Here is a 25,700-nt window from a genome sequence, read left to right as displayed (position 1 = left end):
GCGCAGGATTCTTTCGCACGACGGCGCGGAGCTTGCCTGTCGGACGACCCGTAGCGCGTGAGCGCCTGTTTGCCCCGGTCATCCAAATGGACATTCCTCGGACGGTCGGCCACTCATGGTTGAGTTCTCGAGTCATCCTGATGCGGGATCGCCGTTGTCGATACCGTGGAGAACGCGATGAGTTAGGCCCCGACGTCGCTGAGCATCCACACACGTTTGAGTGGGAGAAGTGCTTGCACGTCGGCGGAAATGCGGTCGTAATTGCGCAGTACGGCCTCGACGACATCGCCTGCTTCCCAGATCCGCACTCGCAGCGACTGGTGTCTAATCGAATCTCTGGCTTGCTTGGTCAATCCGCCCCACGCCACCAGCAGGCCCTGATCGGCGCCATGGGTTGCCATCACTCCTTGCAGTTGCGAAACGACAGGGGAGCCGACTTGGCTACCGGACTTGACCTGTACAAGCACGGTCGGAGAATCTAGGCCCAATGGGCCTCGGCCGGCGGTTATATCAATGCCACCATCGGGCCCGGGCGGTGCTTGGACGCATTTGTAGCCCTCTGCCTCGAGGATCGCGGTGACCAGGGTCGCGAGGTCGTGGCCGGCGAAGTCCTCCCCAATTCGGGTGAGGATCTGGTCTGTGGCTGCTTGTTCGAAGTCTGCGCTGAACTCGGGAGAGTCGACAGCGGAATCATCATCGGACTCTCCACCATTGAACCCGGCAGCCTTCGGCATCGCGGTTACCGCACCGGGGTCGGTGCCATTTTGAAGGAGGTGTTCAAGTCGTTCGACGGCGTTGTTCTTACTCGGCGCGAATATCGTCAGAACGCTCCCGAGGGTGTACAGCAGGTCCTGCTTCACAGCTGACCGCGGCAGATCAGTGCGCTTCCACTCGACGTCAACGATATGGCGCAGCGCGGCCGGGTGTTCCGCTTCGTAGCGGTAGCCGCTCGTTACGCGGCCAAGTGCCAGTTGTTTTGTTGTCTTCATCGGCATGACCAAGAGGTCCCCAGGCTGGATGCGACTCCGCAGGGCCCAGAGTTGCGCGGTCGTGTTTTGGATCAATCCACGCGAGGCATTGGGTCGCACGTCCAGCACTACGGACCGGACAGAATCTCGGGTGGTGCATGACGTCAGATCGGGAATTTCTTCCCAACCTCCGCCGGAACAGCCTTTGTCCAGAGCTGCCTGGTCGCGTTCCCCTGCGCGCCCAGACCGAATGACCCACGCCGAATTCATGGGCCCACCGTAGCTGGTGTGTCCAATATGAAACGTGCCTACTGCCATCCGTTCCTACCCGTCCTCAGTCTTCAAAAGCTAAGTCAGGCCGCGGTTCCCTAGTCGCGGGCTTGCGCCTACCCGCCCGCGACCACCGCGGTCACCTCGAGCTGAGTGACCTCCGGTCCGGTCTTCGCGCACCCGGTCCCCGGCATCGGCAGGAACAGCGAGGCGTACGCGTTCGGCGGGAACACCCGCAGCCCGGCGACCGGCGTCGGATCGCACAGCTCGGGCGGGTAGTTCGCGACCTGGATCGCCCGAACCTGGGCGGTCGCCTTGCCGTTCGAGGTCAGCTCCACCGGCCCCTGACCCGCTCCGGATCGCGTCGCAGGCGCGCCGACCTCGGCGCCGTGCTCCTCGGCCACGTAGGAGACGCCGGGGAAGCCGTCCAGCAGGCAGGTGCGGCCGCCGATGTTGGTGAACACCAGCGGGATCATGGTCGACCCGGCCGCGCCCTCGACCTGCCCGGCCGTGAGCATCAGCTCGGTGGCCGCGCAGGTGTTCGGATCGTCCGGGGCGGCGGTGGGCGGCGGGGGACCGGCGGCCGTGGTGTCGACCGGGGGTATCTCGGCGGCGGTGGTGGGAAGGGTGGGCGGCGCCGGCGCGGCCGTCGGATCGCCCTCGGTGCTGGATGAATCGCACGCGGCCAGCGCTAGGGCAGAGGTAGCGAGCAGTACGGCCACAATCCGGGTGCGGGTCATGTCATCCCCTACGTTTCGGCATCGACATCGCAAATCCTAGTGCCTTGATCGATCTTCGATGGATTGCTCCGATTCCCATCTTTCGAACGTATGTTCTAGTAGACTTCGAATATGGATCTGGACGAGATGCTCATCGCGCCACTGGATGTGGCCGCATGGCAGCTCGCTGATGCCGAACTTCTGCGGCTGATTCCCGCGCTCTCGCTGCGAATGCGGCAACTCGAGGCGCTGCGGGTGCGCCTCATGCACCAGGTCGACCAGCGCTGTGTGGCCGAACAGGCGGGGGCCTCATCGCCCGGCAACTGGCTCGCGGGCGCGACCACCATGACGCCGGGCCAGGCGAACAAGATCGTCCGACTCGGGCGGGGGCTGGCGGAGCATCCGGAGGTTGCCGCCTCCTTTGATGCAGGCAGGACCGACTACGACCAGGTCCGCGTGATCGTCGAACTCCTCGCGAAGGTCCCGGACGGAGACGACCCGGCAGGCCTGAACGCTGCCGCGAAGGCTGGGGAGAGCTCCGGCGAAGCCGATGACACCCAAACCGAAGCTGACGGTGATGCCGGCCCGAACGGTGACTATGGCGAAGGCGATGCGCACCGCGCCGACGGAGATGGCGCAGAGGCCGCTGACGAGCCGGGCATCGAGTCGGTGACCTTCGGGCCCGACGTCACACGGTCCGAGGCCTGCGCCCGGTACCTGCTCTACGCAGCCCGCACCGAAGACTCCACCACCCTCGCCCGCCGCGCGAAGGCGCTCGAGCTGATCCTCAACGGCGACAAGAAGAACCCCGATTCGGAGAACGCGGAACTCAACGAGTTCTACGCCTCACCCGGGCTCGGCGGCCGCGTCCACCTCAAGGGACACCTCGACGCCGCCTCCGGCGAAGCGCTGCTCACCGCCCTCTCGGCCCTGTCCAAGCCGCGGCCCGGGGCCGACAACCGCGACGGACAATCCTGCAAGGACCAACGCTCGCCCGCTCAACGCCGAGCCGACGCCCTCACCCACATCGTCCGAGGCTTTCTCGACACCGGGCAGGCACCCGTCGAAGGCGGCGAACGACCCCACATCAACGTCTTCGTCGACGACCTCGCCGCCACCACCGACCAACACCACCATCACGAACGCGGCCACCACCACAAGGGACGGCGGCGCGGACCAGCCTGGATGCCCTGGCTCGGACCCATCTCCCTCGACCTCGCCGCCCAGATCTCCTGCGACGCCGACATCACCCCCATCGCCATGGACTCCGACGGCAACCCGATCGATGTCGGACGGACCACCCGCCTGATCCCCCGCAAACTCCGCCGCGCCCTCAATGCGAGGGATTGCGGCTGCGCGTTCCCCGGCTGCGGACGACCCGCCGCCTGGACCGAAGCCCACCACATAATCCACTGGTCCAACGGCGGACCCACCAACCTGTCAAACCTGGTACTGCTCTGCCGCTTCCACCACACGACCATCCACCGCGGCGACTGGACCGTGACCATCAGCAAAGACGACAGCCATCCCTGGTTCACCCCACCCCCCTGGATCGACCCCAGGCGACAACCCATGCCGGCACACAACCGGCGCAACCAACTCACCTTCGCCGCCTAAAGGCGAAACCATAGGGCACCGCCCGACACCATCCCGAAACGGGAGGCGTCGGCGCGGTGCCCGCCGCGCGTTCGGGGGAGTGATGGCGGCCTCGCCGTCGAGTTGACCGCCTCGATGCAGACCCTCGCCCTCACCGAGACCGAAGCCCCGCAATGGGATCCGAAAAAGGTACGACTGCGGCAGTTTTCGATCGCGGATGGATCGTCCGACATGCCCGGCGAACCCACCTGAGACGGTCTGCGTACGTACCGTGGCGACACCTGATCGAGGCCGCCCTTGCCAGGATCGCCGCTTGTTCCGTCCCAGCCTGACTAGTTTGAACCGGCCCTTACAGGCCGACACGGATATCACCGGAACTCGTGGAACGTGGCCGTCAAACCCGGCTACCTCGGGTGCGTGATCGGCTCACCTCACACGCGGTAGCGGCGAGCGTCGGCAATCGGATGAGACCTGACCCATTCGGAGGTGCGGGTGAGCCCGTCGCGCAGGGAGACCTGCGGGCTCCAGTCCGTCAGCTCCCGCACCCGCCTGTTGTCGGACACCAGCCGATGGACCTCGCTCCCGGCGGGACGCTGGCGTGAGTCCTCCGTGGTGATCGATGCGGAGGAACCCGAGATCTCGATGAGCAGACCGATCAGGTCGCGGATCGAAATCTCCTTGCCGGTGCCGAGATTCAGCGTCTGGCCCAATGTCCGCTCGGACTCGGCGATCGCCATGAAGCCGCGAGCGGTGTCCTCGACATAGGTGAAGTCCCGGGTCGGGGTCAGCGCGCCGACGGCGATCTCCTCTGCGCCGGAGTGCAACTGGTGCAGGATCGCGGGAATCACTGCGCGCGTCGATTGCCTAGGGCCGTAGGTATTGAACGGACGGCAGACCGAGACCGGGGTGTCGAACGAGTGGAAATGCGACAGCGCGACCATGTCCGCGGCGATCTTCGATGCGGAGTAGGGCGACTGGGGTTGCAGAGGATGCGCCTCGGAAATGGGCACCTCTCGGGCGGTTCCGTACACCTCGCTCGTCGACGTGTGGACAACCCGTCGCACATCGCGTCGGCGCGCGGCGTCGACGATGTTCTGGGTGCCCAGCACATTCGTCTCGAGATAGGTCAGCGGAGCCTGGTAGCTGTAGGGGATACCGATCAGTGCCGCGAGGTGGAAAATGGTGTCGACACCGTCCGCGGCATCGAGGACCTGTCCACTGTCACGGACATCTCCGGCAATCATCTCGATATCGTCCAGGTGTTCCGACAAAAAGCCCGCCGACGCGTAGGGCTTGTAGTGCGCCAGAACCCGTACCTCCGCGCCCTGCGTGATCAACTGTTCGACCAGGCTGCTGCCTATGAATCCCTCGCCGCCGGTGACCAAGACTCTTCTGCCGGACCAGAATTCATTCACGGGTACACCCCTTCGTTTGATGTGCTCAGCGTTTGATGTGTTCATGCGCTGACGACGTCATATGCCGCGGACCTGTGGCCGCCGAGCTGCCGGATCCAGTTCGCCACTGTTCGCGCGGAGTCATTCATTGCCGGATGGAGGGCGTGCTCGACCGTCGCGCGCCCAGTGGCGTCGCCGACGAGGTCGTCGATTGATCGCGCCAGGCTTGCCGGGCTCAGGTCGCCGTCCGCCAGCATCCTGGCGGCGCCGCGAGCCACGAGCGCCTGCGCGTTGTGTCGCTGATGGTCACCGATCGCGTGCGGGTAGGGCACGAGGACGCTGGGCACGCCCACATGGGAAATCTCGGCGACCGTGATCGCTCCCGCCCGTCCGACGAAGACATCGGCGCCCGCGTACACCAGGTCCATCCTGTCCAGATACGGCAGCACCAGCACGTTGCCGAGGCCTTCGACCGCGGCCGACGCCGTCGCGAAATGCTCGGTTCCCGCCTTCACGACCAGGCGCACGTCGTCGCGGTCGCGCCACTGTCGCGCCAGCGACAGCGCGGTATCGGTGAGCCGACGAGATCCGAGGCTGCCGCCGCACACGACGACGAGTTTCTGGCCCGGTTCCGCGCCGAAGACGGTGCGTGCCTGGTCGCGAATCGCCCACTTGTCGAGCCTCGCGATCTCCCGCATCAGCGGTGTGCCGACCACCCGAACCTCGTTGCGGGTGAACGAACGCGCGGCCTCCGGGAATGCCACCGCCACCCGGGACGACAGGAGTGCGCTCAGGCGGTTTGCTCGTCCCGGCACGGCGTTGGATTCATGAATCAGTGTCGGTATGCCCGCGATGCGGGCGGCCAGCACGATCGGCAGGCTGGGGTATCCGCCGGTGCCGAAGACGACATCGATGCCGAGTTCACGGATCTGCCTCGCGCACTGGGCACTGGCTCGCACGAGTCGTGTTGCCGCCCTCGCGCTGCCGCGAAGGCCGGTCAGTCCGTCGACCTCGGCGGTATGAAGTCGGTAGCCCGCCGCGGGCACGAGTGTTTCTTCGAGTCGGCCCTTGGCGCCGAAGAAGTCGATCTGAATATCGGCGTCTTCGCGCAGAGCCTCGGCGACGGCAAGTCCGGGGTAGATGTGTCCGCCGGTGCCGCCCGCGCCGATGGCGACTCGAAGCGTCGATCGCGGTTCGAATGTCATGTCCGCACTGTGCGCGACGGAGATTAGAGCTCCGTTAGACACCGGATTCGGCGGGCAGCGGTCGAAGCAGTGCGGAGCAACGAAAACGCCCGGCGGCCTGGAACTTCCAGGCCGCCGGGCGCTTCGCGAAACGAGTGGACAGTCTCACCACGCGTTCAAGGTGTTCAGGATCTGGGGGCGCGCCTTCCACAGTTCGGCGGACCAGTACTGCCACGAGTGGGTGCCGCTGGCCGGGAAGCTGTATGTGGCCGGGATGCCCATCGAGTTCAAGCGGAACTCGAAGGCGCGGGTGTTGGCCAACGCCAATGCCTCGAGTCCCATGCCCGCTGCGGTGTTGAAGTACTCGATCGGGGCGTTCGGCTGATCGTAGGGGCCCGGAAGGCCGCTCGCCGCATAGACATACATGGACAGGCCGCGTAGTTGCTCGGCCTGGACGAACGGGTCGTTGCGCAACCACAAGGGCGACCAGGGCGGGCCCCACATGGAGTCGACGTTGTAGCGACCGGCGTCGAGCATCGCGACGCGGATGGCCTCCCGCATGCCCGGTGCGGACAGGTTGAGGTAGCCCGACAGGGAGCCGGCGAAGGTGAACTGGTCGCGATGGTGCGCCGCGAGCGTCATCGCCGCGGAGCCGCCCATCGACAGACCGAGCACGCCGTTGTTGTTGCGGGAGACGCCGCGGGTCTCGAGGTAGTTCGGCAGGTCACGGGTCAGGAAGGTCTCCCACTTGTAGGTGGTCTGCTGTCCGTTGAGGTTCGACGGTGCCATCCAGTCGGTGTAGAAGCTGGATTCGCCACCGACCGGCATCACCAGGGTGACGTTGTCGTTGCGGAACTGGTCGAGCGCGTTGGTCTCGAATGTCCAGGCGTTGCGATCGTCACGCGCCCTCAGCCCGTCGAGCAGGTACAGCGCGGCATTGCCGCCGCGGGAGGCCCACTGGATCTGCACCTTGATCGGGCCCATCTCCGAGGGGACCCATACTTCCTCGTACCCACCCGACGGCGCGCGGTGTGCGACGGGCGCAGCGCCCGCGGTCGCCTGACCCGAGATCCCCGCGAGCATCGCGCACGCGAGCAGCGCCGCTGTGACGGTGAGCAGGCGTTGGAGAAGTCGGCTGGTCCATTCTGGTCTGGCAATGCTCATCAAAACTACTGGGTTCCGTCCTGTCCGTGCGATGTGCGGCGGCCGCCCCAGCGGAGAGTGGCGCCGCCCCGACCCACATCGGGCACGAAGGTACGGACGAATTATTAGCGAACCTTAAGAAATGGAAGCCCTCCTGGGGCAACCCGAAATCGGCGAGTTCTACATCACAAGGGCTGGCACGGTCGCCTCCCCGGATCGGAACCCGGGTGGCGATCCGGCCCTACTGGTGCCCGTCGTGCAGGCGCTCCTCGAACAGCGTCCGCACCTCGTCGACATGCTTGTCGAGCGTCTCCACGGTCCAGTTCTCGGTGCTCACCGGCTCCAGCACGTCCACGTACACCGTGCCCGGATGCGCGACAAGTGAGTTGCGCCACATCAGCTCTCCGGCGTTGTGGATGACGATCGGCACGATCGGCACCCCCGCCTGGATGGCCAGGTGGAAGCCGCCCTTTTTGAACCTGCCGAGGCGCGGCGTCACCGTCCGGGTCCCCTCCGGCGAGATCGCGATCGAGATGCCCGACTTCAGCTTGTCCACCGCCGGCGCCAGCGCGGCCTTCGCCTTCTCGCTGTCCGACCGGTCGATGTACGCGACGTCCAGCAGCGCGCCGATCGGCACGAACCGCGGATCTCGGGAGGCCTCCATCTTCGCCACCCCGGTCACGTCGCGGCGGATCACCCCGCCGACGATCAGCATGTCCAGCGAACTGGTGTGGTTGAACATGAACACCGCGGGTCGATCGCTCCACGCGTTGTCCTTGCCGCTGATCTTCACCGAGACCCCGCAGATCGCCAGGGCCAGGTCCGGACCGAAGGTGCCGACGAGGTTCGCCGCGCTCTGCCGGTTGCGCAGGACCAGCCCGGCCGCGCCGCCCGCCACGGCCGTCGCCATCAGCGCGCTGACGGCGGCGGTGGTCCGCACCACCGACACCGGATCGGCGCCGAGCTGCGGCTTGCGCAGGTTCACCACCGGCCAGCCCTTCCGCTGGGCGACACCGGTCAGCTTGCGGTCCGGGTTCAGCGCCACCGGATGCCCCACCGACTCCAGCATCGGAATGTCCTCGCCGCCATTGGAGTACGCGAAGCTGCGCGACAGATTGGCCTCCTTCCTGGCGGCGTACGAGCGCAACGCGTCGGCCTTGGCCTGCCCCCACAGCGGCGGCGTCGCCAGCTCGCCGGTGAGCATCCCGTCGACGACCTCCGGTTCGGTCGACAGCACGTCCGAGATGTCGAGGTCCGCCGCCACCCACTGGGCTTGGTACGGCGTGGCTGAGGTGGCCATCACGATCGTGTGGCCGGCGCGCCGGTGCGCGGCGAGCAGCCCACGGACCTCCGGGTAGATCATCCCGGCGATCTCCTGACGGAACAGCCGCTGCCCCCACTCGCGCAGCTCGTCGTCCATCCGCCCGGCCAGGGCTTGGACCCCGATCCGCATCAGCCCCCCGACGTCGGCGCCGCGGAACTGGGTGTCGATCGCCGCCCCGGTGGTGCGCAGCAGCTCGGCGAGGCTGATGTCGAAGCGGCGCAGCCGATCCCGGTACACCACGCTCGCGGAGTAGCCGCTGATCAGGGTGCCGTCCAGGTCGAACGCGGCGAGGGTCCGCGGGCCGGGCTCGGCGGCGGCGATGGCCTTGTGCAACGCATCCACATCGCTCACAGATCACGCTCCTCGGGCGATGTGCTGGGCTCCCGGAACTGGTCGAGGCGCCCCTGGGTGAGGCCGCGGATGTGCCGTATCCGGGCGACCAGGGTGCGGATCTCGGCGGCGAATGCCGTCCGCCGCCGCGCCAGGTCGCCGTCGGCGTCCCCGTCGGCGGCCTCGACCAGATTGCGGTTGCGTGCCAGTTTCAGCGCGGTGCCGAACAGCTCGCTCGAGATGGACTCGCTGCTGGCGATCTGCTGGCGCAGCCGCCGCTGCTCGGCCAACGCGAGACACGTTGTGATGAAGTCCTTCTCGTTGAACTTCCCGGACAGCGGGGTGTGGACCAGCTGATCGGCCACCACCTGGTAGGCCTCGAGGAACGGTTGCAGGACCCGGTGCGCCAGGTAGGGGCGTACCCGGTCGAGCATGTTCTCGGCCAGCTTCGGATCGTCGAGGTTGCTCTCCCACGCCGGGTCGATCAGGCTCATCTCCCGGCGCATGTCGTGTTCGAAGGTGTCCCGGTCGCTGAAGAAGAACTCGAACTTGAGCAGATCGCGGATCCGCTTCGCCTCGATCCAGCCGTCGACCTCCAGGTTGCTGTACTGCGCCTCGATGGCGCCCAGCAGCACCAGCTCCGTGATCGCCCGGACCACAAAGAAGTGGATGGTGTTGTTGCGGTAGAACGCCGCCACCAGATGCTGGTCCTTGCCGAGGTAGTAGACGCGTGTGCCGCCCTTGTCGAAGCACTGCAGCACACCGGATTCCACGTGCGTGTCCAGGGCCTTGCGGTACACCTGCGGGTTCTGCAGGTCCACACCGCCTGCGGTCGGCAGCGCGCGGGCGGAGATGTAGTCGACCAGCGGCGTGAGGATGAAGGCCAGCTCGGGGACGGTGAGCGCGCGGTCCTCGATGCCGAGGAAGGCGAGCATGACCAGGGACGACACCGTGATCGGGGTGACCTCGTTGATCCGATGGCACACCTCGAACGCGGTCTTCTGAATGGCCAGCCGCAGGTCCTTCTCGCCGCCGAGCGACTCGGCGAGCGACAGCGGCCGGCCGACGGTCACGTGCGCCACGCCGTGCCGCTTGCCCTGGGCGCGCACGTACCCGACCATCCAGCGCAGGCTCTCCTTCGTCTTCGCCTCGCCATGTGCCTCGGCGGCCATCGCACTGACCTCGTAGAGCTGGTCGTAGGTGAGCGAGACGGGTACCAGGTAGACGTCCTTGATGCCGCTGGACTGATAGGACTTGGTCAGATAGGTGAGCAGCCCGAAGCGCGGTGGCCGCAGCTTTCCGGTGCGGCTGCGTCCGCCCTCGATGTACCACTCGAGGTTGAACCGCTTGGTGAGCAGGTAGCGCATGTACTCGCGCAGCGTCCACTTGTAGACCTCGTCGCCGTCGAACTTGCGGCGGATGAAGACGGTGCCGCTGCGCCTGCTGATCGGCCCGATCGGCCAGAAGCTGACGTTCAGCCCGCCCATCACGTGGTTGAGGGGCAGGTCGTTCGCGAGCAGCGCCGGCCGCAGGACCAGCGGGTCGAGGTACGAGCGGTGACTCGGCAGGAACACCAGCGAGTGCTCCCGGTTCAGCTCACGCAGTTCCTCGAACCGGGAGGTGTCGACGTCGAGCCGGTAGGCGCGGGAGAAGTAGCGGCCCAGCCGATCCCACAGGGCGATCGCACGCCTGCTCTGCGCGGCCACCATCTCACCGAGCGCCTCCCTTGCCCGCTTGTCGACGTCGGCCAGCGGGACGTTCAGCCGCAGGGACAGTTCGCTCATGCCGGCGTGGAAGCGGGCGGTGTCGGTGATCTCCTCGGTCACGAACCGCGACACCTTGTATTGATTGCCGAGCAGGGCGCGCTCGGACCGTTCCAGCGCGAGGGCGGCCTGCCTACGGATGTATTCCGGCAGCGAGCCGCCGCCGCTCTCGTCGAGCCGGCGCTTGAGGTCGCTGAGGGGGGCGGGCTCGCCCTCGATCACCTGGCAGCGCGCCGGGTCGCTGCGCAGCACCCGCCGCTGTGCGCCGTGGCCCGGATGCAGCGGATCCCGCGGGGACAGCGCATCCCGCAGTCCGTGTCGATGCCCGTTGTCGGGCGGTGGCAGCCACACCACCCGCACGGGGGTGAGCATCGGGTCGTCCTGCCTGCGGGTGAGCTCGGCCAGCGACTGGCTGCCGATCGGCACCGCGGTCGCGGGCTGCCCGGTGTCGGTGGGGCGGCGGCTGAGCCACGACCGCAGCACGTCGTCCTCGGCCGCCGTCACGGTCTCGGTGAGATAGACCCGAGGGTGCTGCGTGCTCGTCATCGTTGCGTCCCTTCGTCCGGGCCGGCCAGGGCGACCACCTCGTCCAGGCTCTCCTGCAGGCAGCGCATGAACAGCTTGGGAGCGGTGACCGCGGCGGTGTCGAGGTTGACCCCGATGCAGCAGGTGCCCACGTGCGAGACCAGGGTGGCCATCACCGCGCAGCCGGGCGCGGGACCGAACGGGAACATCCGCTCGATCCGGGCCCCCGCGAGATACACCGGGACCGGGACGCCCGCGACGTTGCTGGCCTGCAGGTCGAGGCCGGTGGACTGGGACAGGTACCACTCCGCGAGCAGCCAGTTCGGCAACCGCTTGAGCACGGGAGCGGCGAGGTCGATCGCGTCGATCGCCGGTTCCTCGCGCAGTCCGAGGACGATGGCGCGCACCTTCCTGATCCGCTCGACCGGGTCCGCCTCGGCGGCGGGCCCGGCGAACCGGACGGCCGCGAACCGGTTGCCGCCCGAGGGGTCCGAGGCCGCCCGCATGTTCACCGGCATGCCCATCGGGATCGGGCCGATCTGCTGGCCGTGGGCCTGCGCGTAGCGGCGGAAACCACCGAGCAGCGCGGCGACGTACGCGTCGTTGAGCGAGCCGTGCGCGGCGCGGGCGGCCGCCTTGAACTCGGGCAGGCCCACCTCCAGCACACCGAACCAGCGCCCGAGCCCGCGCCCGCGCAGCAGCGGCGATCCCGTCGCCGGGGGAGGGGTGACGATGCGGCGCAGCGAATTGGCATAGCCAAGGGCGTCGCTCGCGGTGCCGATCGGGTCGGCGAGGGCGCCCACCGCGGTCCTGGTCGCGCCCGCGATGAGCCCGGTGATCCGGCCGGGGGCCTTACGCACCTCCGTCAGCACGTCCTGGCCGAGCGCCTCGAAGTGGGACAGGTGCTCGGGCGGCGCCGGCAGCCGGTCCGGCTTGTTGGGGCTGGGCGCGGACCGGCGGCTGTGCAGCAGCGTCATCATCCGGATGCCGCCCATGCCGTCGGTCATGCTGTGGTGCGTCTTGACGACATACACCGCGCGGCCGTCGTCGAGGCCCTCGATGAGCATCGCCACCCACGGCGGCCGGGCCTTGTCGAACGGCTCGGTGCCCATGTGCCTGCAGATCCGCAGCGCGTGGTTGAAGTCGGCAGGCGCAGGCAGCCGGATGCGCCGCAGGTGATACCCGAGGTCGAACTCGGGGTCCACCGACCACACCGGGTTGCCGAGGCCGAACGCCGGCTCCACCGCGCGCATCCGGATCCGGGGCACGATGTGCGAGGCCCACTCGTGCGCCCGCACCAGCCGGTCCCAGTCCGGCGGGCGATCGAGGAGGTCGACCGCGACGATGGGGGTGCGCAACCGCGGCTGGGACTCCTCCATCCGCCACATGCCGGTCTCGAGGTCGGACATCGACCGGTCCCAGCCGTCCGCGACGGCGGAGAGGTCGACGTCGACCGCACTCGGTGGTATCTGCGGAACGCCGTCGGTCATGCCCGCACTCCCTCGGTTGTGTCGCCCGCGGTCGTCGCTTCCGGCGTGGAGCCGGCGGAGCCGCCCACACAGCAAGTGTGGACCCGTCGGGTGGGGGACGCACAGGGTTTCGGGGGCTCGGTGGCCACCGGTGCGGGTGGCTACTAGGCGACCCGGATGTCCTCGTTCCGCAGCGGCGGCAACGTGGTGACCTCGCTCGAAAGAGACCGCGGGGACTTATAACGCCAGCGTGATCCGCAAAACAGCAGAGTTGTCGGTTCGTAACCGAAGGTTCTCACAACGGCAACCCAAACTCCCCGCCCGCTGGGTTAGGTTTCCCCCTATCGCTCGGTAGCGCGAATGCGTTACACAGAGACGCCGACCAATTTCGGTGAGGCGTCCGATATGAATCGGGAAGAGGTGGGCGATGAGCGGACTGCCCAGCGGAGTCGACGGGATCATCCGCGCGATTTTCGCCTATGAGTTCGAGGACCGTGACGTGGTCGACGAGGTGGTGATCGGTGCCATCAGGTCGGGCGAGTTCGGGGAGTACCTCGACACGGTCGGGTCCTCGGGAATGTTCACCCCCTCGGTGGTCGACACCATCGGGACCGCCTGGTCTCGCGACCCGGAGTTGCTCGTCGACGCATTGCTCGACGGAGTGAGGGTCGGCGGATAGCGGCATCGCATGCCCCATGAGTCACATTCGTCACGCCAGTCACTCTGTTATCGGATCGTTGGCGAGCCGAAGGTTCAGGGGACGGAATCGGCGATAGCGTGAGCTATCGCCACAGCACCACACAGTGTTACAGCGAAGATGCCGTCAGTATTGACGAAGGGACCGACACGATGAGAGACCTGGGATCCCACACAAAAGACCTCGTCAGCGCCGTGCTGTCGTATGAGTTCGACGGCGGCGAGATCGACGCCTGGGCGATCGATCTGGTGCGCGGGGGAGAGTTCGCGCAGTGGCGCGACGCCCTGACCGATTCGGGTTTGTTCACCGACACTGCGGTGGAGGTGATCGGGTCGGCCTGGCGGCGGGATCCGGAGCTCCTCGTCGACGCCCTGCTCGACGGGGCGGATGAGGTCTCACGCCGCAGGCTCAAGACGATGCGCCGTCCCTCCCTCCTGCCGGTCCACATCCCGGCCGACCGGATCGTCGGATTCGGCTGACCAACGGCTGACCGGTGGCCTGGCCCGCGGGCCAGGCCACCACTCATATCCGCGTGTCGATGACGATCGCGTCGTCGTCGGTGAGGGTCCGGTATCGGATGCCCGCCAGCCGGTAGTTCTCCGCGACCTCCTCGATCAGGGCCGTCTCCTCGCTCCCGTAACCCGGCGAGCGAAAATGCGGCACGATCGCCTGATCGATCAGGCCGAGCCCCTCCCAGATCACCGGCGTCCCGCAGGCCGGCCCGACCTCCGCCGGATCGTCGAGCAGTTCGAGCCCCCGCAGCGACGGCGACATCACGCAGGCCCCGGCGCTGTACCCGGCGTAGACCAGCGAGTCGGCACGCAGCAGCTCAGGCAGCACCACGTCGGCGCCGCTCCGCGCGAACTGGGCGCGCAGGACGAAGGTGTTGCCGCCGCGCACCCACACCATCGACTGCCTCGTCAGCTCCGCGCGCAGCGATTCCGGGTCGCCGATGAATTCGCGCAGGTCCAGCTCTCGTGCGTCGAAGCCCATCCGGCGCAGCGGCATCACGTCGCTGACCACCGCCGAGTCGCGTCCCACCTCCCACGCGTCCGCCGCGTTCGCGATCACCGCGACGGGGCCGCGGTCGTCGAGCAGGCTCAGCAGTCGATCGGGGTCGGCCCCGAACCTGTACGAGGACAGGAACAGTCGCATCAGATGGTGAAGGCGAGGTTGGCCGCGATCTGGCGGCCGAGTGCCTCGTCGCCGAGCACCTCGATCTCCCCGGCGTGATCCGCGGCGGACGCCCGTCCCCCGCAGAGCCGGGTGAACAACCGCGAATCGAGCCGCAGCGTCGTGGTCGCTGGCGCGTCCAGGGCGGGGACGACGGCGGCGCGGCCGTGGACGGCGATGTGGATGTCGCGGGCGAGCGGGCCGGTCAGCGCGAACGTCACGGTCGAGCCGTCCGGTGCGCCGCCCTTCTTGCCGACCGCGAAGCCGAGGCCACCGACCAATTCCGCGAACGAGTACTCGGCCCGCGGCCCGCCCTCCTCGCCGGGCTGGCCGACGGCGTCCCGGATGTCGTGCTCGTGGAACCAGCAGTCGAACAGCCGGGTGCGCATGAACCGGCCGTAGCTGTCGGGGCCGACCGGCGTCATCGACGGGGCGTCGAAGTCGGCCTGGTTCATCGCGGACAGCGCCGCGCGGCGCGTGCGGATGATGTCGCGGAACCCGGACAGCACCTCGGCGTGGCTGTGCGAGCGCAGGCCGGCGACCCAGCGCTCATTGAAGGCGCCGATCGCGTTGACCACGTGGGGGGAGTCGGGCACCTCGTCCGCCGCGAGCGGCGGCTCGACATCGCTCAGCATCGACTCGATGCCGATCAGGTGGGCGACGACATCGTGCACCGTCCAGCCCGGCAGCGGCGTCGGGCTCGACCACTGCTCGTCGGTGAGCCCGGCCAGCAGGCCGTCGAGGATGTCCCACTCCTCGAACAGGGCGGCGGTCAACGGCTCACGGTCGATCAGCGTCGGCTGCTTCGCATCGCTCACCGGCGCCACTCTAGGTGCTGGGCAGGCGGGTGGCGGCGATATGCGGCTCGGCGTCGCCCGCACACCGCGGGCAGCCGTCCTCGGTCCCGTCGGGCCGGAACGCCCCGCACTCGGGGCACACCCGGTCGAGCCAGCAGGCCGGGTCGCCGCCGATGTCCTCGGAGCTCACGAGTCCGACTCCCGCAGGAACTCGGCGAGCACCTCGGCGTGGCTGTGCTCAAGGTCCCTGGTCGCGGTGAGCAGGACCAGCGGGCGACCGTGCGCGAGCTTCTGGACGCGGGCGATGGCCTCCTGGCCGAAATCGGACTCGAGCTCCGCGCGGTAGCGCGCCCGGAACTCCCGGAAGTGCGCCTCCTCGTGGCTGTACCACCGCCGCAGTTCGGTCGACGGCGCGAGGTCCTTGGCCCAGTCGTCGTAGTGGAATGCGTCCTTGCGGATGCCCCGCGGCCAGAGCCGGTCGACGAAAATCCGTGCACCCGGCTCGGGTTCGGGGTGGTCGTAGACGCGCTCGATCGTCACGGTCGGCTTGGTCTGCCTGCTCATCGGCACCTCCGATGCGGTCGGAATCCCAGACTACGCGTGTGATCGGTGCCACATATCGATGTCCGAGTTGGGCGATTGGTCCTGTTCGGATTCGATTCAGTTTCCACCCGCTGGGATGAGAATCCCCTATCGTGGCGCCACTCTGGCTAGTGTTGTGAACTTCGTGCCAGCTGGGTCATCATCCGCAAGTCGCACGGGTGCCGCCGTCCGCCGCGGTTCCAAAACCACCTACCGCAGGAAGTAAACAGACAGTTGGATACATCGCAGAGCTCTAAGCAGCCGCGCCCAACGGTCGGCGTCGTTCGGGAAACGAACGACGGCGAACGCCGGGTCGCGTTGGTACCCAAGGTCGTCGCAACGCTTCGCGGCAAGGGGCTCGACGTCATCGTCGAGTCCGGTGCGGGGCTCGGCGCCCTGATGCCCGACGAGTTGTACGAGGAGGCGGGTGCGACCATCGGTGACGCGTGGTCCGCGGACGTCGTCCTCAAGGTCGCGGCCCCGAACGCCCAGGAGACCGCCCGGCTGCGCGCCGGCCAGAAGCTGATCGGTTTCCTCGCCCCGCGCACCAACGAGACCGGCATCGCCGCGCTCGCGGACGCCGGGGTCGAGGCGTATGCCGTCGAGGCGATCCCGCGCATCTCCCGCGCCCAGGTGATGGACGCGCTGTCCTCGCAGGCCAACGTCGCGGGCTACAAGTCCGTCGTGCTGGCCGCGTCGGAGTCCACCCGGTACTTCCCGATGCTCACCACCGCCGCGGGCACCGTCAAGCCGGCCACCGTGCTGGTGCTCGGCGTCGGCGTGGCGGGCCTGCAGGCGCTGGCCACGGCCAAGCGTCTCGGCGGCCGCGTCACCGGCTACGACGTGCGACCCGAGGTGGCGGACCAGGTCCGTTCCGTCGGCGCGCAGTGGCTGGACCTGGGCATCGACGCGGCAGGCGAGGGCGGCTACGCCCGCGAGCTGACCGAGGACGAGCGGGCCCAGCAGCAGCAGGCGCTCGAGGACGCGATCAAGGGCTTCGACGTGGTCATCACCACCGCGCTCGTGCCCGGCCGTCCGGCCCCGCGCCTGGTCACCGCCGCCGCCGTCGAGGGCATGAAGCCCGGCAGCGTCATCGTCGACCTGGCGGGCGAGACCGGCGGCAACTGCGAGATCACCGAGCCCGGTCAGACCGTCGTCAAGCACGGCGTGACCATCTGCTCCCCGCTGAACCTGCCGGCCACCATGCCGGAGCACTCGAGCGAGCTGTACTCGAAGAACCTGTACGCCCTCATCGAGCTGATGCTCGACGAGGGCGGCGCGCTCGCGCCGGACTTCGACGACGAGGTGCTCGCCGCCGCGTGCGTCACCCGCAAGGAGGCAACGCCCTGATGTACAACGAACTTCTTGCCAACATCGCGATCCTGGTCCTGGCCGGGTTCGTGGGCTTCGCGGTCATCTCCAAGGTGCCCAACACCCTGCACACGCCGCTGATGTCGGGCACGAACGCCATCCACGGCATCGTCGTGCTCGGCGCGCTTGTCGTGCTCGGTCACCTGCCCGGCGATGCGCCGTGGAGCATCAAGATCATCCTGTTCGTCGCGCTGGTGTTCGGCACCCTGAACGTCGTCGGCGGCTTCGTCGTCACCGACCGCATGCTCGCGATGTTCAAGCCCAAGAAGGACGCCCCCAAGGCGGCCGAGAAGAAGGGGGCTGACGCCTGATGGGCTACCTCGTCACGATCCTCTACATCGTCGCGTTCTCGATGTTCATCTACGGTCTGTCCGGCCTCACCGGCCCGAAGACCGCGGTCCGCGGCAACTACATCGCCGCGGTGGGCATGCTGATCGCGGTGGTCGCCGTGCTGATCGACATCCGCGACACGGACAACTGGGCCCTCATCGCGGGTGGCCTGCTGGTCGGCGTCGTCCTCGGCGTCCCGCCTGCGCTGCGCACCAAGATGACGGCGATGCCGCAGCTGGTCGCGCTGTTCAACGGTGTCGGCGGCGGCACCGTCGCGCTCATCGCCTGGGCCGAGTACCTCAACTCCGACGGGTTCACCGCCGTCGAGGCGGTGCCCTCGGCGCCGTTCATCGTCGGATCGCTGTTCGCCGCGATCATCGGTTCGGTCTCGTTCTGGGGCTCGCTGGTGGCGTTCGCGAAGCTGCAGGAACTGCTGAACAAGAACGTGGAGAAGGTGTTCGTCTCGAACGCGAAGGCGTTCCAGGTCGCGAACATGATCCTCGCGCTGGTCTCGATCGGGCTGGCCGTGTTCATCGGCATCAATGCCGACGGTGACCCGCAGTCCTCGCTGCTGATCGTCGGGCTGCTCGTCGCGGCCGGTGTCATGGGCCTGTTCGTGGTGCTGCCGATCGGCGGCGCCGACATGCCCGTCGTCATCTCGCTGCTCAACGCGCTCACCGGTCTGTCGGCCGCGGCCGCGGGTCTCGCGCTCAACAACCAGGCGATGATCGTCGCAGGCATGATCGTCGGCGCGTCGGGCACCATCTTGACGAACCTGATGGCGAAGGCGATGAACCGGTCGATCCCGGCGATCATCTTCGGCTCGTTCGGTGGCGACGCCGCCGCGGCGGGCGGCGCGAGTGCGACCGGCGGCACCGTCAAGGCGACCTCCGCCTCGGATGCGGCGATCCAGATGGCGTACGCCAACCAGGTCATCGTCGTCCCCGGTTACGGTCTCGCGGTGGCGCAGGCGCAGCACGCTGTCAAGGAGATGGCGGCGTTGCTGGAGGCCAGGGGCGTCGAGGTCAAGTACGCGATCCACCCGGTCGCGGGTCGCATGCCCGGTCACATGAACGTGCTGCTCGCCGAGGCGGATGTCGAGTACGACGCCATGAAGGAGATGGACGACATCAACGGTGAGTTCTCGCGCACCGACGTCGCCATCGTCATCGGCGCCAACGACGTCACCAACCCCGCGGCGCGCAACGATCCCAGCAGCCCGATCCACGGGATGCCGATCCTCAACGTCGACGAGGCCCGCTCCGTCATCGTGCTCAAGCGTTCGATGTCCTCGGGCTACGCAGGCATCGACAACCCGCTGTTCTTCGCGGACACCACCTCGATGCTGTTCGGCGACGCCAAGAAGATGGTCGCCGCGGTGACCGAGGAGCTCAAGGCCCTCTAGCCCGCCGCATTCGCTGACGAAGGCGCCCTCCCCGAGATGATCGGGGAGGGCGCCTTCTGTGTTCTTTGTGTCCGTCGAATTGCGCGTAATCGCCGGTGCTCAGACGGACTGGTTGAGCTCGCTCGGTACCCGGGGACGGCCGACCAGTCCCGCATACCGCGACGCCAGCAGCACGAACACCAGCGGCACCAGCATGGTCGCGGTCAGTGGCATCAGCTTGGTCAGCCAGCCGAGCAGCGCGGGACCCGCGAGCAGCCCGACGTAGCCCATGCCCACCACGCGCGACATGTTCACCCCCGCCGATCCGACGCTCAGGTTGCCCGCCGCGGTGAAGATCTGCGGGATGCAGCCGGACAGCCCGAGCCCGAACAGTGCCCAGCCGGCCAGCGTCAGCCACACCCAGCCGGACACGATCACCGTCCCGATGCCCGCGGCCGCGATCAGCGTGCCGTAGCGCACCACCGCGACCGGTCCGAGCGCGGCGCTGACCCGGTCGGCACCGAACCGGCCGACCGTCATCATCAGCGCGAACGCGCCGAAGGCCAGCGCGGCCATCGCGTCGGATGTCCCGAGGTGCTCCTTGACCTGCAGCGTGCTCCAGTCGTTCGCGGCCCCCTCGGACAGGAACAGCGCGAAGGCGAGCGCGCCGAGCGCCAGCACCTTGCGTGAGGCCCCGGTGCCTCGCCGGCCGGCGACCCGGTCGGGGGCCGTGTGTTCGGCGGGGGCGACGTGCGGCAGCAGGAAGGGGGCGCACCCGGCGACCGTCACGAACCCGATCGCGGCCGCGACGGCCAGCGAGGTCAGTGGCGGCCATCCGGCGGCAAGGGCGGCGGCGCCGAGGAGCGACCCGACGACCCCACCGATCGAGAAGAACGCGTGGAAGGCCGACATGATCGGCCGCCGGTAGAGCCGCTCGGCGTGCACGGCCTGCGAGTTCATCGACACATCCAGCGCGCCGTTGCCGAACCCGAACACGGTCAGTGCCACGCCGAGCCAGACCGCATCGGTCGCCAGCCCCGGTCCGATCACCCCGAACGAGATGAACACCCCGGCGAGGATCACCATCAGTCGGCTGCCGTAGCGGTCCGCGAGCGGGCCCGCCACCTGCATACCGATCAGGGCGCCGCCGGCCAGCAGCAGGAGCAGCCAGCCGAGGGTGGCGTGGCTGATGCCGGTGCGCTCCGAGATGGCCGGGATGTGCACCACCCAGGCGGCCAGCAGGAACCCGTTGACGGCGAAGATGCCGAAGATCGCGGCGCGGGCCCGGCGGAGCCGGACGGGATCCGTGAGGGTCGGGCTGTTCGGGCGCACCCACTCTTTCTACCCCGGCCGGGTGCCCTCCCGGCCGGACGGTCAGAGCAGGGTGAGCGGATCGGTGAGTACGGCGGCGATGTCTGCGAGGAAGCGCGAGCCCTGTTCGCCGTCGACCAGGCGGTGATCGAAGGACAGCCCCAGGGTGGTGACCGAGCGGACGGCGAGTTCGCCGTCGACCACCCACGGTCGCGGCGCGATGGCGCCGAGGCACAGGATGGCCGCCTCTCCCGGGCTGAGGATCGGGGTTCCGGTGTCCACGCCGAACACCCCGACGTTGGTGATCGTGATGGTGCCGCCGGACAGGTCGGCGGGCGTACTCCGGCCGGCGCGGGCGGTCTCGACGAGCTGGTGGATCGCCCGGGTGAGCTCGAGCAGGCTCATCAGGTGGGCATCCTTGACCGACGGAACCAGCAGTCCGCGCGGGGTGGCGGTCGCGATGCCGAGGTTCACGTAGTGCTTGGTGACGATCTCCTGGTGCTCCTCGTCCCAGCTCGAGTTGAGGGAGGGGTGCTCGCGCAGCGCGACCAACAGGACCTTGGCCACCAGGGCGAGCGGGGTCGGCGCGAGGCCGGCGAAGGCGGGACTCGCGTGCAGGCGATCGACCAGGTCCATCGATGCGCTCACGTCGGCGGTGACGAACTCGGTGACGTGCGGGGCGGTGAACGCACTTCGCGTCACCGCGTCCGCGGTCTGCCGCCGCACGCCCCGGATCGGGGTGCGGGTCTCGCGGGTCGGCGTGGCGTCATGGGGCGCAGCCGTTTCTCGTGGAACATCCTGTGCGCGTACATCCTCGGTGGTGATCGCCCCGCCGAACCCGGTGCCCTGCACGGCGTTCAGATCGATGCCGAGCTCATGGGCCAGCCTGCGCACGGAGGGCTTGGCGTCGGGCCGCGCCCGCTCGCCGTCCGCGGCCGCGGCGGCGGTGGGGGCGGCGGTGGGGGCGGCCTTTCGCCTCCGGCTCGCGGGCGCGGCGGTCGGCCCGTACCCCACCAGCGTGGCCGGATGGTCCGGCGGTTCGGCGGCGGGCGTCGCCGCTGCGCCGGGGGAGTCGCCCGCGCCGGGCTCGCCGATCCGGATCAGGGGCGCGCCCACCTCGACGATGGTGCCGGGTTCGGCGAGCAGGGCCAGCACCGTCCCGGCGAGGGGGGAGGGTAACTCCACCAACGCCTTCGCCGTCTCCACCTCCGCGATCACCTGGTCGAGTTCGACGGTGTCACCCACCGCCACCGACCAGCGGACCAGTTCCGCGTCCGTCAGGCCCTCGCCGAGGTCGGGCAGCCGGAACTCGTTCGCTGGGTGCACGGGGATGTCCCTTCAGGCGGCGAGCATCTGGTCGACCGCGTCGAGGATGCGGTCCGGGTCGGGGAGGTAGTACCGCTCCAATCTGGCGGGTGGGTAGGGCGTCGCGAACCCGCCGACCCGGGCGACCGGCGCCTCGAGCTGGTAGAAGCACCGCTCCGTGATCCGGGCGGCGATCTCCGACCCGAGCCCGAGGAACACCGGGGCCTCGTGCGCGACGACCAGCCGCCCGGTCTTGCGGACGGAGGCCTCGATGGTGTCGAAGTCGATCGGGGAGAGCGAGCGCAGATCGATCACCTCGATCGAATGCCCCTCCTGCCGGGCGATCTCGGCCGCCGACAGCGCGGTGGCCACCATCGCCCCGTACGCGACAAGGGTGACGTCGGTGCCGGGGGCCGCGACCCGAGCCCGGTGCAGGTCGAGCGCGGCGGGTGCGTCGAGGTCCACCTCGCCCTTGTCCCAGTACCGGCGCTTGGGTTCGAAGAACACCACCGGATCGTCCGCGGCGATGGCCTGCATGATCATGTGGAAGGCGTCGTCCGGGGTGGACGGGGTGACCACGCGCAGGCCCGGCGTGTGCGCGAAATGCGCCTCCGGAGACTCCGAATGATGCTCCACCGCACCGATTCCGCCGCCGAACGGCACCCGGATCGTCAGCGGCGCACGCACTCGGCCCCCGGTGCGGAAATGGATCCTGGCGACCTGGGACACGATCTGGTCGAAGGCCGGGTAGACGAACCCGTCGAACTGGATCTCGCACACCGGCCGGTAGCCTCGCAGCGCCATCCCGAACGCGGTCCCGATGATGCCGGATTCGGCGAGCGGGGTGTCGATCACGCGGGCCGCGCCGAAGTCCTTCTGCAGCGTGTCGGTGACCCGGAAGACGCCGCCGAGCTTGCCGATGTCCTCGCCCATCAGCAGCACCTTCGGGTCGCGCTCGAGCGCCCTGCGCAGGCCGGCGTTCAGCGCGGCGCCCAGCGCCATCGTGGTCATGGCTGCGCCTCGTCGAAAGTGTCCAGGTACGCCGAGAACTGTTCGCGCTCCTCGTCGATCAGCGGATGCGGGTCGGAGTACACGTGATCGAACATCGTCAGCGGGGCCGGGTCGGGCAGGGCGAGGGCGCCCGCCCGAAGGGCCTCGGCCGCCGCGAGGGCCTTGGCTTCGACCCCGCGGGTGAACTCCTCGTCCATCGCGTTCTCGCGCAGCAGCAGCCGGCGGAGCCGGTCGATGGGATCGCGGGCGCGCCAGTGCTCGATCTCCGCACCGGTCCGGTACCGGGTCGGGTCGTCGGAGGTGGTGTGCGGGCCCATCCGGTAGGTGATGGCCTCGATGAACGTCGGCCCGCCGCCCTCACGCGCGCGCCGCGCGGCCGTCCGCGTCACCGCGAGGACGGCGAGGACGTCGTTGCCGTCCACCGCGATCCCCGGGATCCCGAACCCGCGGGGCCGGGCCACCAGCGGGAAGGGGCTCTGCAGCTGCACCGGTTCGCTGATCGCCCAGTGATTGTTCTGGCAGAAGAAGACCACGCCCGCGCCCCAGCTCGCGGCGAACCCGAGCGCCTCAGACAGGTCGCCCTGGCTGGTGGCGCCGTCGCCGAAGTACGCCATGACCGCGATCTCGGCGCCGTCCATGTGGGCGGCCATCGCATAGCCGGTGGCGTGCAGCCCCTGCGAGCCGACGACGATGGCGGGGTTGGTCAGGTTGAACTCGGCGGGATCCCAGTTCGACAGCGCCACGCCCCGCCACAGCGGGGGCCACTGCGCCGGCGGCACGCCGCGGCAGTACGCGAGCCCGTGCTCGCGGTAGCTGGTGAAGACGTAGTCGTCGGGTTCGAGTGCGCGCGCGGATCCGATCTGAGACGCCTCCTGACCCAGGCTCGGCGCCCAGATCCCCAGCTGTCCCTGGCGCTGCAGGGCGGTGGCCTCGGCGTCCACGCGGCGCAGCACGACCATGTCCTCGTACAGGCCGCGCAGCTCCGCCGGGCCGATGTCGGTGACCTCGCCCGCGTAGCCGGCTCCGTGTACCCGGGCCCCGTCGGGCTGGATGAGTTGGACCGGATAGTCGATTTTCTCGGACACCGGACCCTCCTCGCTGCTGTGCCGGGGCGGTCCTCGTGAGACCTCGGCGGCGCTGGATGTGTCCTTACTTCTCAGCATCCACCTTTGGCGGCGCGGCGCAAGTGAGCCGGTCGTCGAGTGGCATATCGCTACTCTGACCTGCGCGGACGATCAGTTCGTCACGAGCAGCGTTGCGATCACGATCACCGAGAGATTCGCCAGGGCGAATGCCGTCCAGGCGTCGTTGCCGGAATCCGGGTTGCCGAAGTCGCCGTACCTGATGTGGAAGGCGACCGCGGACCCGAACAGCACGAGCAGGCCAACGGCGGCGGCGACCCCGACCGGCCACCAGTACAGGCCAACCATCAGCCCGGCCGCGCCCGCGAGCTCCGCCGCGCCGATGAAGCGGACCCGCGCGGCGCTCAGCCCGCGCCTGCGCAGCGCCGTCCATGCCGGCCCCCGCAGCATCACCTTGGGCACCCCCGCGCCCAGCGCGGCGACGGCGAGCAGGACGGTGCAGACGATGGTGAGGATCTCCATGGGTGTCCTTCGCTGTCAGCGGCGGTGCAGGCGCAGCCGGAATCCCTCCGGCTTGAGGGTGAGAAGCTCGGTGACGTCCAGCTCGTAGTCGGGTTCGGGCTCGAGGTCGTAGCGGTGCAGCAGCAGTGCCAGGGCCATCACGATCTCGTGGATCGCGAACTGCCTGCCGATGCAGGAACGGATCCCGGTGCCGAACGGCTTGTAGACGTGGCCGGGGCGTGCGCGGACGTTCGCGGGCAGGAAGCGGTCCGGGTCGAAGGCGTCAGGGTCGTCGCCCCAGACGGGGTCCCGGTGCAGCTGCGGCAACAGCACGAACGCGGCGTCACCCGCCTTCATCGGGTAGCGGCCGCCCAGCACGGTGTCCTCGCGGGCCTCGCGCATGTAGCCGGGCGCGGTCGGCCACAGGCGCAGCGTCTCGTCGAGGACCCGCCGCACGTAGCGCAGCTTCGGGATCTGCTCGAACACCGGATCTGGGTCGGTGCCCTGCGGCCACATCGAGTAGATCTCGGCGCGGGCCCGCTCCGCGATCTCCTGGTTGTTCGCCAGGTAGTACAGCGCGAACGACAGGGCGCCCGAGGAGGTCTCGTGACCGGCGATGAGGAAGGTGATCACCTGGTCGCGGACGTTCTCGTCGTCGAGGCGCTCGCCGGACTCGGGATCCTCGGCGGACAGCATCAGGCCGAGCAGGTCGTCGCGGTGCTCATCGGGGTTCGCGCGGCGCGAGCGGATCACCTCGTCGACCACGTGGGCCATGTAGGCCAGGTCGGCCTGGTTCCTGCGGATCGCCTTGCGCTTGATCGCCCGGTCCAGGATCGGGATCGGGAGGGTGAACGAGGCCTTCTGTGCGAACCGGAGTGAGCGGATCATCGCCCCGACGAACGGGTCCTGCTCGGCCCGGTCGAAGGAGCCGAACTCGTATCCGAAGCCGGTCCGGCCGATCGTCTCGAGGGTCACCTTGGTCATGTCCGGGGTGACCTCGACCGGTGCGGAGTCGCAGCGCTCGTCCCAGTGCACGATCAGCTCGCGCACGGTGTCGAGCATGGTCTGGTGGTAGCTGCGCATCGCGGACTGGGTGAAGGCGGGCATCAGGATGTTGTGGGCCTTCGACCAGTTCGGTTCGGAGTTGTAGGCGGTGAACAGCCCGTCGTTCCCGATCGGCCGCAGGTTCCGCAGGGCGACGCCGACGTGCTTCTGGAACCGGCTCTCGTCGTTGAGTTCGGTGGCCAGGTCTGCGCCGGAGACGAAGGTGAACACGTAGTTGAAGATCTTGCGCTGGTAGATCGGGCCGAGTCGCCGCGCGCAGGCCATCGCGTTCTGCGTCGGCTTGGTGACGTCGACGTCGAGCAGGTCCCCGAGCAGGGGGATCCGGCGCGGCGGGTGGGGCACCGACGGACGATCGACCGTGAGGACTGCCATGGGCTCCATCTTGGCGTGCCTGCGCGGCTGTGGG

At 68.7% G+C, this 25,700-nt stretch carries 24 protein-coding genes; 6 read left to right on the top strand and 18 right to left on the bottom strand.

Annotated elements, in window-relative coordinates:
- Positions 1 to 182: 182 nt before the first annotated feature.
- On the bottom strand, positions 183 to 995 hold the full coding sequence (locus FCG67_RS19600) for a restriction endonuclease (protein WP_246045170.1): 813 nt from the start codon (positions 993 to 995) through the stop codon (positions 183 to 185).
- A 359-nt stretch (positions 996 to 1,354) separates the two neighbouring features.
- Positions 1,355 to 1,978, bottom strand: a complete 624-nt coding sequence (locus tag FCG67_RS19595; protein WP_136911361.1) for a DUF4232 domain-containing protein — start codon at positions 1,976 to 1,978, stop codon at positions 1,355 to 1,357.
- Between the two features lie 111 nt (positions 1,979 to 2,089).
- On the opposite strand from FCG67_RS19595, the gene FCG67_RS19590 reads away from it, so the two are divergent.
- Positions 2,090 to 3,574, top strand: a complete 1,485-nt coding sequence (locus FCG67_RS19590) for an HNH endonuclease signature motif containing protein (protein ID WP_136911360.1) — start codon at positions 2,090 to 2,092, stop codon at positions 3,572 to 3,574.
- Between the two features lie 410 nt (positions 3,575 to 3,984).
- On the opposite strand, the gene FCG67_RS19585 is transcribed toward FCG67_RS19590, so the two are convergent.
- From FCG67_RS19585 to FCG67_RS19560, 6 genes are all read right to left on the bottom strand, one after another.
- On the bottom strand, positions 3,985 to 4,968 hold the full coding sequence (locus FCG67_RS19585; protein WP_211243275.1) for a GDP-mannose 4,6-dehydratase: 984 nt from the start codon (positions 4,966 to 4,968) through the stop codon (positions 3,985 to 3,987).
- Positions 4,969 to 5,009: 41 nt separating this feature from the next.
- The gene (gene murG / locus FCG67_RS19580) at positions 5,010 to 6,152 is read right to left on the bottom strand and encodes an undecaprenyldiphospho-muramoylpentapeptide beta-N-acetylglucosaminyltransferase (RefSeq protein WP_136911358.1); all 1,143 of its coding nucleotides are present in this window, start codon (positions 6,150 to 6,152) and stop codon (positions 5,010 to 5,012) included.
- A 144-nt stretch (positions 6,153 to 6,296) separates the two neighbouring features.
- Positions 6,297 to 7,295 (bottom strand): alpha/beta hydrolase, encoded by a 999-nt coding sequence (locus FCG67_RS19575; RefSeq protein ID WP_136911357.1) that lies wholly within the window; start codon positions 7,293 to 7,295, stop codon positions 6,297 to 6,299.
- A gap of 220 nt (positions 7,296 to 7,515) precedes the next feature.
- Positions 7,516 to 8,949 carry an HAD-IB family hydrolase gene (locus FCG67_RS19570; RefSeq protein WP_136911356.1) on the bottom strand — a complete coding sequence of 478 codons (1,434 nt, stop codon included), beginning with the start codon at positions 8,947 to 8,949 and terminating at the stop codon, positions 7,516 to 7,518.
- Positions 8,946 to 11,237, bottom strand: a complete 2,292-nt coding sequence (locus FCG67_RS19565; RefSeq protein ID WP_136911355.1) for a glycerol-3-phosphate 1-O-acyltransferase — start codon at positions 11,235 to 11,237, stop codon at positions 8,946 to 8,948. The genes FCG67_RS19570 and FCG67_RS19565 overlap by 4 nt, the downstream gene beginning before the upstream one ends.
- On the bottom strand, positions 11,234 to 12,706 hold the full coding sequence (locus FCG67_RS19560; RefSeq protein WP_136911354.1) for a wax ester/triacylglycerol synthase domain-containing protein: 1,473 nt from the start codon (positions 12,704 to 12,706) through the stop codon (positions 11,234 to 11,236). Before FCG67_RS19560 ends, FCG67_RS19565 begins: the two co-directional genes overlap by 4 nt.
- 406 nt (positions 12,707 to 13,112) lie before the next feature.
- Between FCG67_RS19560 and FCG67_RS19555 the strand changes: the two genes are divergently transcribed.
- Positions 13,113 to 13,364 carry a hypothetical protein gene (locus tag FCG67_RS19555; RefSeq protein ID WP_136911353.1) on the top strand — a complete coding sequence of 84 codons (252 nt, stop codon included), beginning with the start codon at positions 13,113 to 13,115 and terminating at the stop codon, positions 13,362 to 13,364.
- Between the two features lie 170 nt (positions 13,365 to 13,534).
- Positions 13,535 to 13,861, top strand: a complete 327-nt coding sequence (locus FCG67_RS19550) for a hypothetical protein (RefSeq protein ID WP_136911352.1) — start codon at positions 13,535 to 13,537, stop codon at positions 13,859 to 13,861.
- A gap of 43 nt (positions 13,862 to 13,904) precedes the next feature.
- On the opposite strand, the gene FCG67_RS19545 is transcribed toward FCG67_RS19550, so the two are convergent.
- The 4 genes from FCG67_RS19545 to FCG67_RS19535 are packed head-to-tail and all read right to left on the bottom strand — an operon-like array spanning position 13,905 to position 15,916.
- Entirely contained in the window at positions 13,905 to 14,537 is a 633-nt protein-coding gene (locus FCG67_RS19545; RefSeq protein WP_136911351.1) for a Type 1 glutamine amidotransferase-like domain-containing protein, read from the bottom strand.
- Positions 14,537 to 15,373 (bottom strand): maleylpyruvate isomerase family mycothiol-dependent enzyme, encoded by an 837-nt coding sequence (locus FCG67_RS19540; RefSeq protein ID WP_136911350.1) that lies wholly within the window; start codon positions 15,371 to 15,373, stop codon positions 14,537 to 14,539. The genes FCG67_RS19545 and FCG67_RS19540 overlap by 1 nt, the downstream gene beginning before the upstream one ends.
- Positions 15,374 to 15,383: 10 nt before the next feature.
- Positions 15,384 to 15,542 carry a hypothetical protein gene (locus FCG67_RS25080; RefSeq protein ID WP_169310568.1) on the bottom strand — a complete coding sequence of 53 codons (159 nt, stop codon included), beginning with the start codon at positions 15,540 to 15,542 and terminating at the stop codon, positions 15,384 to 15,386.
- Positions 15,539 to 15,916: a DUF488 domain-containing protein gene (locus FCG67_RS19535; RefSeq protein WP_097213752.1), complete on the bottom strand. Its 378-nt coding sequence runs from the start codon at positions 15,914 to 15,916 to the stop codon at positions 15,539 to 15,541. Before FCG67_RS19535 ends, FCG67_RS25080 begins: the two co-directional genes overlap by 4 nt.
- 252 nt (positions 15,917 to 16,168) lie before the next feature.
- Here FCG67_RS19535 and FCG67_RS19530 point away from each other — a divergent pair, with 252 nt between their 5' ends.
- The 3 genes from FCG67_RS19530 to FCG67_RS19520 are packed head-to-tail and all read left to right on the top strand — an operon-like array spanning position 16,169 to position 19,040.
- Positions 16,169 to 17,284 carry a Re/Si-specific NAD(P)(+) transhydrogenase subunit alpha gene (locus tag FCG67_RS19530; RefSeq protein ID WP_136911349.1) on the top strand — a complete coding sequence of 372 codons (1,116 nt, stop codon included), beginning with the start codon at positions 16,169 to 16,171 and terminating at the stop codon, positions 17,282 to 17,284.
- Entirely contained in the window at positions 17,284 to 17,616 is a 333-nt protein-coding gene (locus FCG67_RS19525) for an NAD(P) transhydrogenase subunit alpha part 2 (RefSeq protein ID WP_027501548.1), read from the top strand. The genes FCG67_RS19530 and FCG67_RS19525 overlap by 1 nt, the downstream gene beginning before the upstream one ends.
- Positions 17,616 to 19,040, top strand: a complete 1,425-nt coding sequence (locus FCG67_RS19520) for an NAD(P)(+) transhydrogenase (Re/Si-specific) subunit beta (RefSeq protein WP_136911348.1) — start codon at positions 17,616 to 17,618, stop codon at positions 19,038 to 19,040. Before FCG67_RS19525 ends, FCG67_RS19520 begins: the two co-directional genes overlap by 1 nt.
- Before the next feature lie 99 nt (positions 19,041 to 19,139).
- Here the strand turns inward: FCG67_RS19520 and FCG67_RS19515 are convergent, their stop codons facing one another.
- The 6 genes from FCG67_RS19515 to FCG67_RS19490 all read right to left on the bottom strand — a co-directional run bounded on the left by FCG67_RS19515 (position 19,140) and on the right by FCG67_RS19490 (position 25,675).
- Positions 19,140 to 20,351: an MFS transporter gene (locus FCG67_RS19515; RefSeq protein ID WP_136911347.1), complete on the bottom strand. Its 1,212-nt coding sequence runs from the start codon at positions 20,349 to 20,351 to the stop codon at positions 19,140 to 19,142.
- A 42-nt stretch (positions 20,352 to 20,393) separates the two neighbouring features.
- On the bottom strand, positions 20,394 to 21,656 hold the full coding sequence (locus FCG67_RS19510; RefSeq protein WP_136911346.1) for a dihydrolipoamide acetyltransferase family protein: 1,263 nt from the start codon (positions 21,654 to 21,656) through the stop codon (positions 20,394 to 20,396).
- Positions 21,657 to 21,668: 12 nt separating this feature from the next.
- A complete protein-coding gene (locus tag FCG67_RS19505) occupies positions 21,669 to 22,646 on the bottom strand; it encodes an alpha-ketoacid dehydrogenase subunit beta (protein WP_136911345.1) in 978 nt (325 codons plus the stop codon).
- The gene (pdhA, locus tag FCG67_RS19500) at positions 22,643 to 23,731 is read right to left on the bottom strand and encodes a pyruvate dehydrogenase (acetyl-transferring) E1 component subunit alpha (RefSeq protein WP_136911344.1); all 1,089 of its coding nucleotides are present in this window, start codon (positions 23,729 to 23,731) and stop codon (positions 22,643 to 22,645) included. The genes FCG67_RS19505 and pdhA overlap by 4 nt, the downstream gene beginning before the upstream one ends.
- A gap of 150 nt (positions 23,732 to 23,881) precedes the next feature.
- A complete protein-coding gene (locus FCG67_RS19495) occupies positions 23,882 to 24,250 on the bottom strand; it encodes a DoxX family protein (RefSeq protein ID WP_136911343.1) in 369 nt (122 codons plus the stop codon).
- Between the two features lie 15 nt (positions 24,251 to 24,265).
- The gene (locus FCG67_RS19490) at positions 24,266 to 25,675 is read right to left on the bottom strand and encodes a cytochrome P450 (protein WP_136911342.1); all 1,410 of its coding nucleotides are present in this window, start codon (positions 25,673 to 25,675) and stop codon (positions 24,266 to 24,268) included.
- Positions 25,676 to 25,700: the final 25 nt, after the last annotated feature.

The sequence above is a fragment of the Rhodococcus oryzae genome (assembly GCF_005049235.1).
GTDB classification, from domain to species: Bacteria; Actinomycetota; Actinomycetes; order Mycobacteriales; family Mycobacteriaceae; genus Rhodococcus_G; species Rhodococcus_G oryzae.
This window is presented reverse-complemented; position numbering and strand designations above follow the sequence as displayed.

Excerpts from the sequence above, each read along its gene's own strand:
- FCG67_RS19545 (WP_136911351.1), bottom strand. The coding sequence starts at position 14,537 with ATGCGACTGTTCCTGTCCTCGTACAGGTTCGGGGCCGACCCCGATCGA.
- FCG67_RS19555 (WP_136911353.1), top strand. The coding sequence starts at position 13,113 with ATGAGCGGACTGCCCAGCGGAGTCGACGGGATCATCCGCGCGATTTTC.
- FCG67_RS19520 (WP_136911348.1), top strand. The coding sequence starts at position 17,616 with ATGGGCTACCTCGTCACGATCCTCTACATCGTCGCGTTCTCGATGTTC.
- FCG67_RS19505 (WP_136911345.1), bottom strand. The coding sequence starts at position 22,646 with ATGACCACGATGGCGCTGGGCGCCGCGCTGAACGCCGGCCTGCGCAGG.
- FCG67_RS19565 (WP_136911355.1), bottom strand. The coding sequence starts at position 11,237 with ATGACGAGCACGCAGCACCCTCGGGTCTATCTCACCGAGACCGTGACG.
- FCG67_RS19595 (WP_136911361.1), bottom strand. The coding sequence starts at position 1,978 with ATGACCCGCACCCGGATTGTGGCCGTACTGCTCGCTACCTCTGCCCTA.
- FCG67_RS19495 (WP_136911343.1), bottom strand. The coding sequence starts at position 24,250 with ATGGAGATCCTCACCATCGTCTGCACCGTCCTGCTCGCCGTCGCCGCG.
- murG (WP_136911358.1), bottom strand. The coding sequence starts at position 6,152 with ATGACATTCGAACCGCGATCGACGCTTCGAGTCGCCATCGGCGCGGGC.
- FCG67_RS19590 (WP_136911360.1), top strand. The coding sequence starts at position 2,090 with ATGGATCTGGACGAGATGCTCATCGCGCCACTGGATGTGGCCGCATGG.
- FCG67_RS19575 (WP_136911357.1), bottom strand. The coding sequence starts at position 7,295 with ATGAGCATTGCCAGACCAGAATGGACCAGCCGACTTCTCCAACGCCTG.
- FCG67_RS19535 (WP_097213752.1), bottom strand. The coding sequence starts at position 15,916 with ATGAGCAGGCAGACCAAGCCGACCGTGACGATCGAGCGCGTCTACGAC.
- FCG67_RS19490 (WP_136911342.1), bottom strand. The coding sequence starts at position 25,675 with ATGGAGCCCATGGCAGTCCTCACGGTCGATCGTCCGTCGGTGCCCCAC.
- FCG67_RS19560 (WP_136911354.1), bottom strand. The coding sequence starts at position 12,706 with ATGACCGACGGCGTTCCGCAGATACCACCGAGTGCGGTCGACGTCGAC.
- FCG67_RS19525 (WP_027501548.1), top strand. The coding sequence starts at position 17,284 with ATGTACAACGAACTTCTTGCCAACATCGCGATCCTGGTCCTGGCCGGG.
- FCG67_RS19600 (WP_246045170.1), bottom strand. The coding sequence starts at position 995 with ATGCCGATGAAGACAACAAAACAACTGGCACTTGGCCGCGTAACGAGC.
- FCG67_RS19550 (WP_136911352.1), top strand. The coding sequence starts at position 13,535 with ATGAGAGACCTGGGATCCCACACAAAAGACCTCGTCAGCGCCGTGCTG.